Annotated in this window: 17 protein-coding genes; all 17 read right to left on the bottom strand. The window is 60.1% G+C overall.

All coding sequences use genetic code 11. From position 1 onward, the window contains the following. Window positions 1-2 precede the first annotated feature (2 nt). Window positions 3-272, bottom strand: coding sequence for a flagellar biosynthesis protein FliQ (fliQ, locus tag ACZ9XP_RS03015; protein ID WP_017508832.1), 270 nt, complete (start codon window positions 270-272; stop codon window positions 3-5). A gap of 8 nt (window positions 273-280) precedes the next feature. Next, window positions 281-1024 (bottom strand): flagellar type III secretion system pore protein FliP, encoded by a 744-nt coding sequence (gene fliP, locus ACZ9XP_RS03010; RefSeq protein ID WP_465187960.1) that lies wholly within the window; start codon window positions 1022-1024, stop codon window positions 281-283. Then, window positions 1021-1452 carry a flagellar biosynthetic protein FliO gene (gene fliO, locus ACZ9XP_RS03005; RefSeq protein ID WP_240803431.1) on the bottom strand — a complete coding sequence of 144 codons (432 nt, stop codon included), beginning with the start codon at window positions 1450-1452 and terminating at the stop codon, window positions 1021-1023. The genes fliP and fliO overlap by 4 nt, the downstream gene beginning before the upstream one ends. Beyond that, window positions 1449-1907, bottom strand: coding sequence for a flagellar motor switch protein FliN (gene fliN / locus ACZ9XP_RS03000; RefSeq protein ID WP_240803430.1), 459 nt, complete (start codon window positions 1905-1907; stop codon window positions 1449-1451). Before fliN ends, fliO begins: the two co-directional genes overlap by 4 nt. Continuing rightward, entirely contained in the window at window positions 1900-2910 is a 1011-nt protein-coding gene (gene fliM, locus ACZ9XP_RS02995) for a flagellar motor switch protein FliM (protein ID WP_147685645.1), read from the bottom strand. The genes fliN and fliM overlap by 8 nt, the downstream gene beginning before the upstream one ends. Before the next feature lie 6 nt (window positions 2911-2916). Next, window positions 2917-3486, bottom strand: a complete 570-nt coding sequence (locus tag ACZ9XP_RS02990; protein WP_147685643.1) for a flagellar basal body-associated FliL family protein — start codon at window positions 3484-3486, stop codon at window positions 2917-2919. Window positions 3487-3573: 87 nt separating this feature from the next. After that, window positions 3574-4914 (bottom strand): flagellar hook-length control protein FliK, encoded by a 1341-nt coding sequence (locus ACZ9XP_RS02985; protein WP_465187959.1) that lies wholly within the window; start codon window positions 4912-4914, stop codon window positions 3574-3576. A 162-nt stretch (window positions 4915-5076) separates the two neighbouring features. Continuing rightward, window positions 5077-5502 carry a flagellar export protein FliJ gene (gene fliJ / locus ACZ9XP_RS02980; protein WP_147685638.1) on the bottom strand — a complete coding sequence of 142 codons (426 nt, stop codon included), beginning with the start codon at window positions 5500-5502 and terminating at the stop codon, window positions 5077-5079. 9 nt (window positions 5503-5511) lie between these two features. Continuing rightward, window positions 5512-6906 carry a flagellar protein export ATPase FliI gene (fliI, locus tag ACZ9XP_RS02975; RefSeq protein WP_147685636.1) on the bottom strand — a complete coding sequence of 465 codons (1395 nt, stop codon included), beginning with the start codon at window positions 6904-6906 and terminating at the stop codon, window positions 5512-5514. Continuing rightward, window positions 6899-7669, bottom strand: coding sequence for a FliH/SctL family protein (locus tag ACZ9XP_RS02970; protein WP_147685634.1), 771 nt, complete (start codon window positions 7667-7669; stop codon window positions 6899-6901). The genes fliI and ACZ9XP_RS02970 overlap by 8 nt, the downstream gene beginning before the upstream one ends. Then, window positions 7659-8657, bottom strand: coding sequence for a flagellar motor switch protein FliG (fliG, locus tag ACZ9XP_RS02965; RefSeq protein ID WP_147685632.1), 999 nt, complete (start codon window positions 8655-8657; stop codon window positions 7659-7661). The genes ACZ9XP_RS02970 and fliG overlap by 11 nt, the downstream gene beginning before the upstream one ends. Then, window positions 8650-10398, bottom strand: coding sequence for a flagellar basal-body MS-ring/collar protein FliF (gene fliF, locus ACZ9XP_RS02960; RefSeq protein ID WP_147685630.1), 1749 nt, complete (start codon window positions 10396-10398; stop codon window positions 8650-8652). Before fliF ends, fliG begins: the two co-directional genes overlap by 8 nt. Before the next feature lie 57 nt (window positions 10399-10455). Continuing rightward, complete coding sequence (gene fliE / locus ACZ9XP_RS02955) at window positions 10456-10731, bottom strand: flagellar hook-basal body complex protein FliE (RefSeq protein WP_240803429.1); 276 nt, start codon at window positions 10729-10731, stop codon at window positions 10456-10458. A gap of 73 nt (window positions 10732-10804) precedes the next feature. After that, a complete protein-coding gene (locus ACZ9XP_RS02950; RefSeq protein ID WP_147685626.1) occupies window positions 10805-12142 on the bottom strand; it encodes a sigma-54-dependent transcriptional regulator in 1338 nt (445 codons plus the stop codon). A gap of 22 nt (window positions 12143-12164) precedes the next feature. Further along, on the bottom strand, window positions 12165-12857 hold the full coding sequence (locus ACZ9XP_RS02945; RefSeq protein ID WP_147685624.1) for a chemotaxis protein CheB: 693 nt from the start codon (window positions 12855-12857) through the stop codon (window positions 12165-12167). Window positions 12858-12890: 33 nt separating this feature from the next. Next, the gene (locus ACZ9XP_RS02940; RefSeq protein ID WP_147685622.1) at window positions 12891-13364 is read right to left on the bottom strand and encodes a low molecular weight protein-tyrosine-phosphatase; all 474 of its coding nucleotides are present in this window, start codon (window positions 13362-13364) and stop codon (window positions 12891-12893) included. Window positions 13365-13403: 39 nt separating this feature from the next. Next, the gene (gene uvrB / locus ACZ9XP_RS02935; protein ID WP_147685620.1) at window positions 13404-15419 is read right to left on the bottom strand and encodes an excinuclease ABC subunit UvrB; all 2016 of its coding nucleotides are present in this window, start codon (window positions 15417-15419) and stop codon (window positions 13404-13406) included. Between the last annotated feature and the right edge of the window lie 169 nt (window positions 15420-15588).

Here is a 15588-nt window from a genome sequence, read left to right as displayed (position 1 = left end):
GTTTAGCCGATAACGCTGGGAATGCTCTGGAACAGGCGTGTCATGTAGTCCAGCAAGGTGGTCATCATCCAGGGGCCGGCCAGCACCAGCACCAGAAACATGGCCAGCAGCTTGGGGATGAAGGTCAGCGTCATTTCGTTGATCTGGGTCGCCGCCTGCAAGATGCTGACCAGCAAACCCACCAGCAGCGACACGGCCAGCGGCGGCGCCGATACCAGAATTAGCACAAACAGCGCGTTTTGCACCAGGTTAATGACGGTTTCAGGGGTCATGTCAGCTCCTACTTGGCGGCAAAGCTCTGCACCAGCGAGCCCATTACCAATGCCCAGCCATCGACCAGCACGAATAGCATCATCTTGAATGGCAGGGAAATGATCACCGGCGACACCATCATCATGCCCATGGCCATCAGGATGCTGGCCACCACCAGGTCAATGATCAGAAACGGGATAAAGATCATGAAGCCGATCTGGAAGGCGGTTTTCAGCTCGCTCACCACAAAGGCTGGCACCAGCGTTTTCAGTGACACGTCGGCCTTGCTGGCCGGGGCCGGCGACTGCGAAATCTCGATGAAAAACTGCAAGTCTTTCTCGCGTGTCTGCGACAGCATGAAAGCCTTCATCGGGATGGCCGCTTCGTCGGCTGCCTGCTGAAAGGTGATACGGTCTTCCGACAGCGGCACCCAAGCTTTGTTATAAACCTGGTCCAGCGTAGGCGTCATCACGAATACCGTCAGAAACAGTGCCAGGCCGATCAGCACCTGGTTGGGTGGCGACTGCATGGTACCCAGCGCCTGGCGCAGCAGCGACAGCACAATCACGATACGGGTAAAGGCGGTCATCATCAGCGTCATGGCCGGGATGAAACCCAGGCCGGTCATGAACAGCAGCATCTGCAGGCTAAGCGAATAATTCTGCCCGCCCCCCGGCGCCGGGGTGCTATTCATCATGGGCAGGCCCGCGGCCCACACGCTTACCGGCAATACCAGTGACAGCAGCATCACCAGCCATAACTTTCGTTTCATTCGCCCTCGCCCCCTTGGCGCTTACGGCTTTTTTCAATGGCTGCGGCCAACCACTGCGCAAATGGCGGCGTGGCAGCGGCAACGTTGGCCGCATCGGCCTGCGGCGGTTTATCCATGGTTTTGAGCAGGTTGACACTGCGGGACGTGACCCCCAGCACTAGCCACTCCCCCCCCAGCTCGACAATCACCACGCGCTCGTGCGGGCCCACCATCACGCCGCTAACAACACGGGCGGGCTGGAATCGACCCAGCATGCTACCCATGGTAAAGCGGCGAAACAGCCAGGCCGCGGCAAAAATCAGCCCCAGTACCAGCAGCAGGCCAAACACCATTTGTACCAGGCTCCAGAAAGGCGAAGGCCCCTCTACCGGAGGGGCCGCCCAGGCCGGGCTGGCTAGCAGAACGCATAGCGTATAGTTCAGTTTCATTTTTGCAAGCGGCGGATACGTTCGGCAGGGGTAATGATATCGGTCAGGCGGATACCGAAGCGGTCGTTTACCACCACCACCTCGCCCTGGGCAATCAGGCAGCCGTTTACCAGCACGTCCATAGGCTCGCCGGCCAGGCCATCGAGCTCTACTACCGAACCCTGTGCCAGCTGCAGCAGGTTGCGGATAGCGATCTTGGTACGGCCCAGCTCTACCGTGAGCTGCACCGGGATATCCAGAATCATGTCCAGGTTTTGCGGCACCGATTGCGCACTGCTGGTACCGGAGAAATCCTGGAACAGCGAGCTGGCGGTCTTGACCTCGGCCGCGGCGGCACTTTCGGCCACCTCCTGCTCGGCCATGGCGGCCGCCCAGTCGTCCATCACTCCTGCATCGCTACTATCGTCTACCGCACCCGCAACAGAATCCGGGTCAAAGGCTTGCTCATCAGCCATCTTCGTTCTCTCCATTGGGCAGGTCGGCCAGGTCGTGCGCGCCGGCCAGAATTGCATCTACTTTCAGTGCGTAGTTACCGGTCACCGTGCCATAGCTACACTCCAGCACGGGGATGCCCGATACATCTGCGACGATTTTTTCCGGTATGTCCACCATGACCACATCGCCCTCTTTCAGGTTCAGGATCTGGCCCAGGCTGATCTTGGCGGTAGCCAAGGTGGCCACCAGCTCCACCTCGGCAGCCTGCACCTGGCGTTGCATCAGGTTGACCCAGCGGTTATCCACCTCGGTACGGTCAGCCTGCATGGTACTGGCCAGGATGTCGCGCAGTGGCTCCACCATCGAGTATGGCAGGCAAACGTGAAAATCGCCGCCGCCGGCACCCAGCTCGATATGGAAAGTCACCGCCACCACCACCTCGGTAGGGGTGGCAATGTTGGCAAACTGGGTGTTCATCTCGGAGCGCAGGTAAGAGAACTCGATGGGATATACCGGCTCCCAGGCTTTCTGGTACTCGGTAAACACCACTTCCAGCATTTTCTGGATGATGCGCTGCTCGGTAGGGGTGAAATCCCGCCCCTCTACCCGCACGTGGAAGCGGCCATCGCTACCAAACAGGTTATCCACCACCAGAAACACCAGATCCGGGTCGAAAATCAGCAAGCCGGTACCGCGTAGCGGCTTGATATGTACCAGGTTCAGGTTGGTGGGTACGACCAGGTTGCGGATGAATTCGCTGTATTTCTGTACCCGCACCGGCCCCACCGATATCTCGGCATTGCGGCGGATAAAGTTGAAAAAACCGATACGCAGGTTACGCGCAAAACGCTCGTTGATAATCTCGAGCGTCGGCATGCGGCCACGGACAATGCGCTCTTGCCGGCCAATATCGTACGACCGTACCGCACCACTGTCCGCGCCACCACTTTCGTCGTCCTCTTCCCCGGTGACGCCACGTAATAGCGCGTCGACCTCTTCCTGGGACAGGATTTCATCAGCCATACGGGATTACTGCTGCTGGATGATGAAGGAAGTGAACAGGACACTGTCTACCGGCTCTTCTTCGGCAGCGTCCATGGATTCATTCATGATGCGCTTGATCTGGGCACGCAGCTTCACCTTGCCCTCCGCCGAGGCAACGTCTTCTTCGGTTTTGGAAGACAGCAGCAAAATCACGGCGCTGCGGATCTTGGGCATGTAGGCTTTGAAGTTGGTTTTGGCAGCTTCGTCCATCAGCTCGGCTTGCATTTCAAGCTGCAGCATCGGGGCTGTTGGGCCGCCGGACAAGTTCACCACGAAGGGCTCTACTTTCTCGAAAATCGGCGGGCCTTCTTTTTTCTCTTTCTTCTTCGGCGCTTCTTCGTGCTCTGCGGCGGCCGCACCGTGTGCACCACCGGCAGCCGCCTCGGCTGCGTGCTTCTGGCCCAGGAACAGGTAGGCACCCAAACCGCCAACGGCCGCCAGGACCAGAACCAAAAGAACAATCACGATAATCATCAGCTTTTTATTGCCACCAGCCGGTGCCGGCGCCCCTGCAGCTGCTGCTTTCGGGTCTTCTTTTTTCTCTTTTTCAGCCATTTGGGTTTAACTCGTCATGAGGAAATTGTTAAAACGTATTTTCTCCATTTCCAGGCCAATTGAACAGCGTTTCCACAGATTAAAGCATCAGGCGTGAATACTCAGGCCGTTTTGGCGTGTGGATACGGCAGACAGCGCCAGCTCTGGCTCCACCAGCTCGATATCCTGGCCTGCTGCGTGGCCAGGCTGTCGCCCTTGCCTACCGGCCTGTTGCTGCGCTTGTTCTTGCGCTTGTTCTTGCGCCTGCTGCTGTGCTTGCTGCTGATGCTGGGTAGATACCTGGGTATGACCCAGCTGAATACCGCTGTTCTCCAGCATGCGCGCCAGCTGCGGCAGGCTGCTTTCCACAATGGCCTTGGCCTCCGGGTTGGCCGCCACCACCGAAATGGCGGCCTGATCCTGGCTATCAAAACGAATGGAGATATCCAGCGGGCCCAGGTTTTCCGGCGACACCCGGATAGAAGCACTATCCAGCTTCAACGCCACCATGCTGCCCACTTTTTCGCCAAAAGCCGACTGCCATTCCGCCGTGCGTGCCATTGGCGGGTCAATCCGCCATTCTTGTGCTGCTGCGCCGGCTGGTGCAGCCGTTGTCAACGCGGGCGGCAAGATTTGCCGCTGACCGGCCACCTTGTCTGCCGCCTCATTCGCCGCAGAGGCTGCCTGCTCTGCTAGCACGGCCTGCTGCATTTCCTTGCGGAACATCAGGCGTACGTCCGCGGGCAGAATATCGGCCTTGCCCTGTGCCGACATGGTCACTACCTGCATCGGAGCCTCATCACGCGCGGTAAAGCCGCTTTGCTGGCCAGTTTGCTGGGGCAGCGCGGCCACCGTTTGCGCTGGCGGCAACACACTGGCCGCACTGCTCTTGTCTGCTAGCAACTTGCTCACATCCGACGCTGCAGCAGCTAGCACGCCACCCGCTTCACGCCTCGTGACTACCGCATCTGAGGGCGGCTGGGTGGGGCCAGGTGCGGCCTGCTGTGCCACGGCAGCCGCTGGTGCGAGCTGGTTCACCGCGGCAGTGGTTGGCGCGGCTTGCTGTGCCGCGATTGGTAATGCCGCCATGCCAGCATGGGCGGCGAGCAATGCCGGGTCTGGCTGGCCGTGTTGATCTTGCTGTTGCTGCTGTGCGCTATCCCCCAGGGCTGGCAGGGCCTGCTTTTCTTGTACGGGCGGGGGCAGTGCTGCAGGCGGCTGCAGCAAACCGGACATCTGCATCATCATGGCCGCATCGCTGGCAGCAGGCTGTGCGGCCAACGGTTGCTGCGCAGATGTCGCCGCGGCCTCTGGCAGCAGCACGGCAGGCTTGGCTGCCGGTAAACCGAGCAAGCTGGTCAGGTCGGCCTGCTGGCCTTGCCCCCCCTCGCCAAGCTGGCCGGCAAACAGGCTGGCAAACAAACCATCGCCCGCAGTCGCAGCAGGCATGGCTGCGCTCTGGCTGGCAACGGCCGCAGTGGCACTGTGTGATACAGGTTTCAAGGAGAAGCTCATGGCCGGCACCCCATGTACGGAATGAGGCGGTTAAAGCAGGAAACATGCCAATAGAAATGCGGTCAGTAGAACGCTTTGCCGGCTTGGGATATGCCGCTATTCGGGCTTGGGCCGTGCGGCAAACTCGTCCAGCGCTTTTTGCTCTTGCCGGCGCTGGCGCAGCGCCAGGCGGGCCTTTTCCCGCTCTTGTAGTACTTCATAGGATTTCAGCTGTTTGCGCTGCTGCAGCCAGGCTTGTTTTTCCATCAGAAAGCGCTGCAGGCTGCGGTCTACCTCCCGCGTTTGCTGCTCGCGTGCATCGTCGAGCTTTTGCAAAAACAGGCGATAGTCTGCCCACTGCGCCACACTGGTACCCGACTGGCCTAGCGACAACATGCGCTGCTGATAGTCATCGATATAGCCTTTGATTTGCGCCAGCGTGTTTTCAGCCTGGGTGTGCGCCTGCTGTGCCTTGCGCATGCGCTCTGCCGCCGCGTCCATGCGGTCGGTGGCCAGGCGGACCAGCAGGGCAAATTTGCTCATGGCCTAGCCCTAGTCTGCCAGCACATCGTTCAGCAGCAGCGTGGTCATGCCGGCATCCACGTTTTCATGCTGTGCCTGGGTCAGAAACCCGGTCAGTCGGGTATGCAGGCGGATGGCTTCGTCCAGCATCGGGTCGGAGCCGGGTACATAGGCACCGACGCTAATCAGGTCGCGGCTGCGCTGGTAGCGAGAAAACAGCTGCTTGAAGCGGCGGGCGCTATCCATGTGCTCGCGCGGCACCACATCTACCATAACCCGCGAGATGGACTGCTCAATATCGATGGCCGGATAGTGGCCAGATTCGGCCAGCTCGCGCGATAGCACAAAGTGGCCATCCAGGATGGCCCGCGCGGAGTCGGCGATGGGGTCTTGCTGATCGTCGCCTTCGGACAGCACAGTGTAAAAAGCGGTAATGGAGCCACCACCCGCCTCGCCATTGCCTGCACGCTCGATCAGCTGTGGCAGCTTGGCAAATACCGATGGCGGGTAGCCTTTGCTCACCGGTGGCTCGCCAATGGCCAGGGCAATTTCGCGCTGCGCCATGGCGTAGCGGGTAACCGAATCCATTAGCAGCAGCACGTCCAGACCCTGAGCGCGGTAGTACTCGGCCAGCGCCGTGGCATAGGCGGCGCCATGCAGGCGCATCAGCGGCGGCATGTCGGCGGGGGCGGCCACCACTACCGAGCGTGCCAGGCCTTCCTCGCCCAGAATGTGCTCGATGAAGTCTTTCACCTCGCGGCCCCGCTCGCCAATCAGCCCCACCACCACCACGTCGGCACGGGTGTAGCGTGCCATCATGCCCAGCAGCACCGACTTACCCACGCCCGAGCCGGCAAACAGGCCCAAACGTTGGCCGCGGCCAACCGTGAGCAGGCCATTGATGGCCTTCACGCCCACATCCAGCACGTGTCGCACCGGGGTACGCTGCAAGGGGTTCAAGGGCTGGCTGTACAAGGGAAAGTAAGCCTCAGGAAAAATCTGGCCCTTGCCATCCAGCGGGCGACCCAGCGAGTCCAGCACACGGCCCAGCAGACTCAGCCCCACAGGCACCTGGCGGCCCAGTGGGCCATTCACTTCAGCAGCAATCTGCTGCTGCCCATAGGCAGGCGGCTGAATGCTGCGGGCGGGCCGCACCGGCGTGCCTGGCAATAGCCCCTGGATATTGGCCACCGGCATCAGAAACAGTTTGTCGCCGGCAAAACCGACCACCTCGGCTTCTACCTTGTGGCCTTGGGCAAGGTGCACTTCACAGGCACTGCCTACCGGCAAACGCAAGCCAACCGCCTCCATCACCAGGCCGGTTACACGGGTAAGCTGCCCCTCGGGCAACCAGACCGGGGTATTGGCGACAGTTTGCTGGCAGGCGGCCAGGTAGCTGCGCTGGCTTTGCAGCAGGTCAATCATGCGCAGGCAACCCCAGCGCCTGGCGCAATGCGGCCAACCTTGGCGGCAATGTCAGGTCCAGCTTGACGCTGCCGGTATCGACCACGCAGCCGCCGCGCACCACGGCATCATCCGCCACCCACTGCCAGCTCACCCCGGCAAAACGCTCCTGCGCAAAAGCCTGTATCACCGCCATGTCTTCCGGGTGGGCGCGCACGCGTGCCTGCAGCAGGCCCTGCCCCAGCTCATCCAGCGCAGCCTGCAGCACTGGCAGCACGGCGGCCTTGTCCAGCGCGATTTTGCTGGCGACGATCTGCTCGGCAAAACCGACCGCCAGCTGCAACACCTCGGCGGACAAAGCCGCGCCCAGCTGCTGTAGCTGGGCTTCCATAGCCTGCTGTAATTCGGCCAGTGGCGCCCAGTATGTCTCGAACTGCTGGGCGGCATCGGCCAGCGCTTGCTGGGCCCCCTCGGCCTGGCCCTGCTGCAGCCCTTCTTCTTTGCCTGCTTCAAAACCGGCCTGCCAGGCTTCCTGATGAATAGCTTCCAGTTCGGCCGCAGTGGGGTAAGCCGGTGGCGGCGGCACCTCTTCCTGCGGCTCTGCGGGCTCGGGCGGTGCTGCCTCCACTGCCTCCTGCTGCAAAGCAGAAACCCCCTCTGCGGGGGCTTCAGTCGCGGCAATGCTGGCTTCGGGCTGCGGGGCGGGCTGCGCCCCTATCTCGCCAAAGCGCCAGGACTGCCACTGACCCAGCGCTTCCGCCGGGATAATGTTGTTACTCGACAAGGCCTTCGTCTCCACCTTTGCTTGCGATCACGATCTGGCCTTCGTCTGCCAGCTTGCGCACAATTTTGAGAATCTCTTTCTGCTCGGCTTCCACTTCGGACAGCTTGACCGGGCCTTTGGATTCCAGATCGTCACGCAGCATCTCGGCCGCACGCGACGACATATTGCGGAAGATCTTGTCCTTGAGCTCCTGGCTGGTACCTTTCAGTGCCACCACCAGCGAGTCGGACTGCACTTCGCGCAGGATGGTCTGGATAGAGCGGTCGTCGATTTCCAGAATGTTGTCGAACACAAACATCTTGTCCTGAATGCGCTGCGCCAGTTCCGGGTCGTACTCGCGAATGTAAGACAGCGCGGACGCTTCCACATTGGAACCCAGGAAGTTCAGGATCTCGGCGGTCATGCCCACGCCGCCCGCCGCGCTCTTCTTCACGCGGTCGGAGCCGGACAGCAGCTGGGTCAGTACGTCGTTCAGCTCGCGCAGGGCTTGTGGCTGTACACCTTCCAGCGTAGCGGTACGGATCAGTACTTCGTTACGCATACGCTCGGGGAAATAGGCCAGAATGGCGCTGGACAGGTCGGGATCCAGGTGCACCATGATGGTAGCAATAATCTGCGGGTGCTCGTTGCGAATCAGATCTGCCGCAGACGACGGGTCCATCCACTTCAGGCTTTCGATACCGCTGTGGTCGTTGCCCTGCAAAATCTTGTCCAGCAGGTTGGCCGCTTTGTCCGGGCCCAACGCCTCTACCAGTACATTGCGCAGGTATTCGTCGGTGGCACCGAAGTTGGCGCGCGCCGCACATTCTTCGCGGAACTGCCCCACCACTTTTTCGACTTCTTCGTGGCTCAGGTTACTCAGGCCCGCCATGGCCAGGCTGAGCTTTTGCACTTCTTTGGGCCCTAGATACTTGAATACCTCAATGGCCTCGGCCTGACCCAAGCTAAACAGCAGCACCGAGCTGCGACGAATACCGGCATCACTCATCTGACGTTATCCATTCTTTAATGATCTGCGCGGCCATGCGCGGATCAGCTTTCACCAGATCACGTGCAGCCTGCAGATGGGCTTCGTACTGACGGCGAGCTTGTTCTTTCGGATCGCCACTGTCACCGCCACCCGCGGAACCGCCTTCGCCACCAGACTCGCTACCCTCTTCGCCGTCTTCACCCGCCACCGCCAGCAAGCGCCCGCCGGCTGCCGCAGCAGCTTCTTCCGCAGTTTCCGGCGTATCGGCTGCTGGCGGTTTGGCCACGTCGCGCATGATCGGGCGCACCACACCAAACAACAGATACAGCACGGCAAGCGCGAGCAGCCCGTATTTGATCAGCTCACCCGCATTGGCACTGAGGTAATCCAGCAGGCGGTCTTTTGCCGTGCTAACCGGTACGGCATCAGCAAAGCTGGCATTCACCACGTTTACCGAATCACCACGATCTTTATTGTAGCCGATGGCCTCTTGCACCAAGCTCTGGATTTGGGCTGACTCTTTATCGGTCAGCGGCGTCGGTTTGGCTTCGCCATTGGCATCCGGCACCATCTTGTAATTCACCACTACCGCAGCTGTCAGGCGCTTGATATTGCCTTTGGGCATCTTGGTGTGCTGGATAGTCTTGTCGACTTCGTAATTGGTGGTGATCTCGCGATGCGTCGTCCCTGAAGCCGTACCCATGGGCAAGCCGGACAGCGTAGCGGTACCCGGTGCCGCGCCAGGCGGTAGCGTCAGCGGTGCAGACGCAGCAGACGGCGGCTGGTTGGTCAGCGCACCCGGCACACCCGAGGGCAAGCTGGCATCTTTGCCCAGCGATTCGACAATCTGCTGGCTGCGGGTCGCCGACGGGTTGGGCGTAGAGTTGGGGCGGTAGGTTTCCGAGGTTTGCTCCACCTCGGCAAAATCTACCGCAGCGGTCACCTGGGCACGGGCATTGCCCTTGCCAAAGATGGGCTCCAGAATAGCCTCTACCCGCTTGGCGTAGTCAGCTTCGATCTGGCGCACGTAGTCCAGTTGGCGGCGGTCCAGGCCAGACGCGTTGTTCAGGTCTGGCAGGCTGGACAACAGGTTGCCGTCCTGGTCCACAATCGACACATTGCGCACCGGCAGGTTAGGTACCGAGCTGGACACCAGGTGCAAAATACCGGCAATCTGACCTGCATCCAGAATGCGCCCGCCACGCATGCTCAGCATAACCGAGGCAGTAGGCAGCTGCTGCTCGCGCACAAATACGCTTTGCTTGGGCATGGCCAGGTGAACGCGCGCGGTTTCCACCACGCCGACCGATTCAATCGTGCGGGCCAGCTCGCCCTCGATGGAGCGCTGGTAGTTCACCTGTTCGGCAAACTGGCTGATGCCGAATTTCTGCTTGTCCATCAGCTCGAAGCCGACACCGCCAGCCTTGGGCAGGCCCTGACTGGCGAGCTTCAGCCGGACATCGTAGACCTTATCGCTAGGCACCGAAATCACCCCGCCATCACTGATCTGGTAGGGCACATTCATTTGCTGAAGCGATGCGGTGATCTGGCCACCGTCACGGTCGGCCAAGCCGGTAAACAGAACTTTGTAAGCGGGTTCGCGATTGAAAGCGAAAAGGGCAATAGCAATAGACAACACCGCTGCGACAGCGGTGAAGAAGAGAATTTTTTTATTGTTGGGAAGGGCCTTGAAGCGCTCTAGCACTTCATTCAGGCGCACTTTCCAGGCAGGCGCAGCGTTGTCTACCAGATCAGCCATACAGTGGTTGTTTCGTTATTGATCTTCCGCTGCAAGCCAAACCGGGGCAGCGCAGCGCTACACTTGCGTATTCATGATTTCCTGATAAGCCGAAACCAGCTTGTTCCTGGCCTGCACCATGGTCTGGAAGCTCAGACTGGCTTTCTGCATTGTCACCATCACGTCCTGGATGTCGACCCCCTCTTCACCCAGCTCGAAGCGCTTTTGCAGCTCTTGCGATGTTTGCTGCACCTGGTTGACCTGCTCCAGCGTCGATTTCAGCACATTGGAGAAATCAACTTCCGGTGTTTCTTCGGCGGCGGGTGCCTGCTTGCCTGCGGCAAGCGCAGACATGGCTCGAAGCTCTCCCAGCAGCTGATTGATGCCTTGCGTAGACATGTTGACCTCTACCCGTGAACGAATCTGCCTAGACAGATTCTCCATCTTCTTCGCGGTAGCGCTGCAGCTTGTACCGTAAGGTGCGTTCGCTGATGCCCAGCCTTTCGGCTGCCAGCTTCTTTGCACCGCCCGTCGCTGCCAGCGCATCCAGAATATGCCGTTTTTCCACCGAACGCATATCGGTTTCCTGCGGCGCCTCTTGCACTGCTTCTGGCGGGGTAACAGTTTTGGCAAACGAGCCAATATTCAGCATCAGGTCAGCGGCAGAAACTTCCGCACCTGCGGCAAGAATTGCCGCCCTTTGCATTACATTGTCCAGCTCGCGGATGTTACCTTCCCAACTATAGGCCGTCAATTCTCGCTCGGCATCGCTGCCTAGCGCCAATCGCGGCTTATCCATTGCATCACCGTGTTTACGCAGCAATTTTCGTGCCAAAGGCAGGATATCTTCCGGGCGTGCGGCCAACCCTGGCAAATTCAGCGGGAACACGTTCAGGCGGAAATACAGGTCTTCGCGGAATCGCCCGGCGGCCACCTCGGCCTGGATATCACGGTTACTGGTGGCCAGCACACGGATATTCAGCTTGATGGTTTTCAGCCCGCCCACGCGCTCCACCTCGCGTTCCTGCAGCACACGCAACAACTTGGCCTGCAGGGGCAAGGGCATTTCGGTGACTTCGTCCAGCAGGATGGTACCGCCCTGCGCCTGTTCGAATTTACCTGGCAGCGCGGTGGCCGCACCGGTAAAGGCACCCTTTTCGTGGCCGAACAGCGTGGACTCCAGCAGGTTGTCCGGTATGGCCGCGCAGTTTACCGCCACAAACGGGCCATCCTTGCGGCGCGAGTGCTGGTGCATGAAGCGGGCCAACACCTCTTTACCCGCACCACTCGGGCCGGTAATCAGCACACTGGCGTCGCTGGGTGCCACCCGGCTGGCTACCGACACGATCTGTTTCATGGCGGGCGATTCGGCCACCATGGATTCGGCCGCCACCTCGGGTGCATCCAGCAAGAAGCGCTCAACCTCGTCGATAAGACGTTGCGGCTCGAAGGGCTTCAGCAGGTAATGGCTGGCACCGGCACGCAGTAGCTCGATGGCACGCTCGATCACGCCATAGGCTGTCATCAGCACAAAGGGCAACCCCGGGTAGCGGTCTTTCACGTGGGTAAACAGGGTATAGCCATCCATGGGCTGCATCTGGGCGTCGGACACTACCAGGCCCACCGGCTCGCGGCGCAATACCGCCAGTGCGGCTTCACCATCGCTGGCCTCTACCACGCTAAAGCCGGATAGCTCCAGCGTATCCACCAGCGCCTCGCGCAGGTCTGCGTCATCTTCTACAACCAGTACCGGCAATCGTTTCATGTGTTTCTACATCCGTCCTACTTTAGTCCGTGTGCGCACGGCCTGCACACAGCGCGATCAAACGCGGGGCAATACCCGCCAGGGGCAATACTTCGTGCACGCCACCGCAGGCAATCGCCTCTTTGGGCATACCGAACACTACGCAAGAGGCTTCATCCTGGGCGATATTGTGCGCACCCGCTTCTTTGAGCTCGGCCATGCCTGCCGCGCCATCGCGCCCCATGCCGGTAAGAATCACGCCGATGCAGTTTTTGCCGATCACGTTGGCCGCAGAGCGGAATAGCACATCCACCGATGGCTTGTGGCGGTTTACCGGCACCCCGTGGTGCAAGCTGGTGGCGTAGCCTATGGTGCTGGCGGGCTTGACCAGCAGGTGCGAGTGGCCTGGGGCAATATACACATGCCCCGGCTGCAGACGCTCGCCATCTTCTGCTTCTTTCACGGTCAGCTTGCACAAGGCATCCAGCCGTACGGCAAACGACTTGGTAAACATTTCCGGCATATGCTGGGTAATGACAATGGGCGGCATGCTGGCGGGCAAGGCGGTCAGCAACACGCGCAGTGCCTCGGTGCCCCCCGTGGAAGAACCAATCACGATCACCGTTTGACGCCCCAGCGACAGCTTGCCCGGCTGGCGCGGCAGAATCATGTCGGCACTATGGCTGGGTGCCACTTCTATGGGCTTGGACGCAGCTGTTTTTTTATCGAGGGCCATACTTTCCCTTAGTCATTTTGCGGCAAACAAACACTATTCACGCCCGGCTTGGCGCAAGAACGCCAAACACCACGCCTCGCACGCCTGCTCTATCAGATCCAGCACCTGCTCGAAGCCCTGCGGGCCACCATAGTACGGGTCGGGCACGTCAGCCTCTGTACCCAATATCGACAACAATAGCTGCGGTGTCACACCCTTTTGACGCATGGCCTGCAAGCTGGCCAGGTTGGCGCGGTCTGCGGCCAACATATAGTCAAAGCGGCTAAAGTCAGCCGGGCAGACCTGGCGGGCGCGCTGCTGGCGCAAATCGTAGCCGCGTGCCAGTGCCGCTTGCGTACTGCGTAGATCAGGCGCCTCGCCTATGTGGTAGGCATGCGTGCCGGCGGAGTCTACTTCAAGCTGGTCTTGCAGGCCATGCTTTAACAACATGCTGCGCATCACCCCCTCGGCGGTAGGCGAGCGGCAGATGTTGCCCATGCAGACCATGAGTATGCGTTTTTTGCTCATTGTTTTCCCTATGCGGCCAACTTGGCGTGGGCTGGCGGATTACAGGCCGCTCATCCAGGCTTTTTCCTTGAAGGCCTTCAGTTCGTCGCGCAGCTTGGCGGCTTTTTCGAACTCCAGATTGCGCGCCGCCTCCATCATGTCTTTTTCCAGACGCTTGATTTCTTTGGCCAGCGCCTTTTCGTCCAGCATGGCAATGCGGGCGTTTTCGGCCAGGGCTTTCTTATCGACCGGTTCGTTCTGGTACACGCCGTCGATGATGTCCTTGATCTTCTTGCTCACCCCCTGCGGCACGATGCCGTGCTCGGCGTTGAACGCCAGCTGCTTGGTGCGGCGGCGCTCGGTTTCATCCATGGCGCGCTGCATGCTGTTGGTGATACGGTCGGCGTACAGCAGCGCTTTGCCGTGCAGGTTACGCGCCGCGCGGCCTATGGTCTGGATCAGGCTGCGCTCGCTACGCAGGAAGCCTTCTTTGTCAGCATCCAGAATCGCCACCAGGCTGACTTCCGGGATATCCAGCCCTTCGCGCAGCAGGTTGATACCGATCAGCACATCAAACATGCCCAAGCGCAGGTCGCGAATGATCTCCACCCGCTCTACCGTATCGATATCGCTGTGCAGGTAGCGCACCTTGATGCCGTGCTCGGTGTAGTAATCGGCCAGCTGCTCGGCCATGCGCTTGGTCAGTGTGGTCACCAGCACGCGCTCGCCGCGCTCGATGCGCAGGTGGATTTCCGACAGCAGGTCGTCCACCTGCGTGGCCACCGGGCGGATCTCGATTACCGGGTCCACCAGGCCGGTGGGCCGCACCACCTGCTCTACCACCTGGCCGGCGTGCTCTTTTTCGTAGTCGGCTGGCGTGGCCGACACAAAAATGGTCTGCGGCATCAGCTGTTCAAACTCGTGAAACTTCAGCGGGCGGTTGTCCACGGCAGACGGCAGGCGGAAGCCATAGTCCACCAGGTTTTGCTTGCGCGCCGCATCGCCTTTGTACATGGCACCCACCTGCGGCACGGTCACGTGGCTTTCGTCGATGAACATCAGCGCGTTTTTGGGCAGGTAGTCGATTAGCGTGGGCGGTGCGCCGCCCGGCTCGCGCCCGGAAAAGTGGCGCGAGTAGTTTTCGATGCCCTTGCAGAAGCCCATTTCGTACAGCATTTCCAGGTCAAAGCGCGTGCGCTGCTCGATGCGCTGCGCCTCTACCAGCTTGCCTTCTTTCAGGTACCAGGCCACGCGGTCGGCCAGCTCCAGCTTGATCTGCTCGCAGGCGCGCAGCACGGTATCGCGCGGCGTCACGTAGTGGCTGGACGGAAACACGGTAAAGCGGCCAACCCGTTGTTTGGTGGTGCCGGTGAGCGGGTCGAACAGCGTGAGCGTTTCCACCTCGTCGTCGAACAGGCTGATACGCACGGCGGTGTCGTTGCTTTCCGCCGGGAACACGTCGATCACGTCGCCGCGTACGCGGAAGGTGCCGCGCGCAAAGTCGGTATCGTTACGGTCGTACTGCATGGCCACCAGGCGGCTGACGATATCCTTCTGCGGCGTGGTTTCGCCTTCTTTCAGGTGCAGGATCATCTGGTGGTAGTCGGACGGGTCGCCGATACCGTAAATGGCCGACACCGTGGCCACGATCACGCAGTCCGGCCGCTCCAGAATGCTCTTGGTGGCCGACAAACGCATCTGCTCGATGTGCTCGTTGATGCTGGAGTCTTTTTCGATAAACAAGTCGCGGCTGGGCACGTAGGCCTCTGGCTGGTAGTAGTCGTAGTACGACACAAAATACTCCACCGCGTTTTCGGGGAAAAACTCGCGCATCTCGCTGTACAGCTGTGCTGCCAGGGTTTTGTTGTGCGCCATGATGATGGCCGGGCGCCCGGTTTGCGCAATGACATTGGCCATGGTGTAGGTTTTGCCAGAACCAGTAACACCCAGGAGTGTCTGGTAGCTCAGGCCGTCGGACAGGCCCTCTACCAGGCTGGCAATCGCCGCTGGCTGATCGCCCGCCGGGGCAAAAGGCTGATGAAGCTTGAAAGCGCTGCCTGGATAGCTTACGACCATGAAATTTCACTCATTTGTCACGCTTCATGCCGGTAACTAGCCCACATTTCATGTGTTTTGACTAAAAGTAATGCCGGACAAAGCAGGGGAATCAATTTAAAATAAAAGGGCTCGATAAACCAACAACAGGGTAAGCCTGACAGGCCGTGCCAAGACACGGCGCTATTGC

Source organism: Vogesella perlucida (assembly GCF_979366545.1).
The sequence above is the reverse complement of the archived record's forward strand: the minus strand, read 5'-3'. Positions and strand labels throughout refer to the sequence as shown.

Excerpts from the sequence above, each read along its gene's own strand:
- fliP (WP_465187960.1), bottom strand. The coding sequence starts at position 1,024 with ATGAAACGAAAGTTATGGCTGGTGATGCTGCTGTCACTGGTATTGCCG.
- fliN (WP_240803430.1), bottom strand. The coding sequence starts at position 1,907 with ATGGCTGATGAGCAAGCCTTTGACCCGGATTCTGTTGCGGGTGCGGTA.
- ACZ9XP_RS02985 (WP_465187959.1), bottom strand. The coding sequence starts at position 4,914 with ATGCCTGCTGCGACTGCGGGCGATGGTTTGTTTGCCAGCCTGTTTGCC.
- fliO (WP_240803431.1), bottom strand. The coding sequence starts at position 1,452 with ATGAAACTGAACTATACGCTATGCGTTCTGCTAGCCAGCCCGGCCTGG.
- ACZ9XP_RS02945 (WP_147685624.1), bottom strand. The coding sequence starts at position 12,857 with ATGGCCCTCGATAAAAAAACAGCTGCGTCCAAGCCCATAGAAGTGGCA.
- fliQ (WP_017508832.1), bottom strand. The coding sequence starts at position 272 with ATGACCCCTGAAACCGTCATTAACCTGGTGCAAAACGCGCTGTTTGTG.
- ACZ9XP_RS02940 (WP_147685622.1), bottom strand. The coding sequence starts at position 13,364 with ATGAGCAAAAAACGCATACTCATGGTCTGCATGGGCAACATCTGCCGC.
- fliJ (WP_147685638.1), bottom strand. The coding sequence starts at position 5,502 with ATGAGCAAATTTGCCCTGCTGGTCCGCCTGGCCACCGACCGCATGGAC.
- fliF (WP_147685630.1), bottom strand. The coding sequence starts at position 10,398 with ATGGCTGATCTGGTAGACAACGCTGCGCCTGCCTGGAAAGTGCGCCTG.
- fliE (WP_240803429.1), bottom strand. The coding sequence starts at position 10,731 with ATGTCTGCGCTTGCCGCAGGCAAGCAGGCACCCGCCGCCGAAGAAACA.
- fliM (WP_147685645.1), bottom strand. The coding sequence starts at position 2,910 with ATGGCTGATGAAATCCTGTCCCAGGAAGAGGTCGACGCGCTATTACGT.
- uvrB (WP_147685620.1), bottom strand. The coding sequence starts at position 15,419 with ATGGTCGTAAGCTATCCAGGCAGCGCTTTCAAGCTTCATCAGCCTTTT.
- ACZ9XP_RS02990 (WP_147685643.1), bottom strand. The coding sequence starts at position 3,486 with ATGGCTGAAAAAGAGAAAAAAGAAGACCCGAAAGCAGCAGCTGCAGGG.
- fliI (WP_147685636.1), bottom strand. The coding sequence starts at position 6,906 with ATGATTGACCTGCTGCAAAGCCAGCGCAGCTACCTGGCCGCCTGCCAG.
- fliG (WP_147685632.1), bottom strand. The coding sequence starts at position 8,657 with ATGAGTGATGCCGGTATTCGTCGCAGCTCGGTGCTGCTGTTTAGCTTG.
- ACZ9XP_RS02950 (WP_147685626.1), bottom strand. The coding sequence starts at position 12,142 with ATGAAACGATTGCCGGTACTGGTTGTAGAAGATGACGCAGACCTGCGC.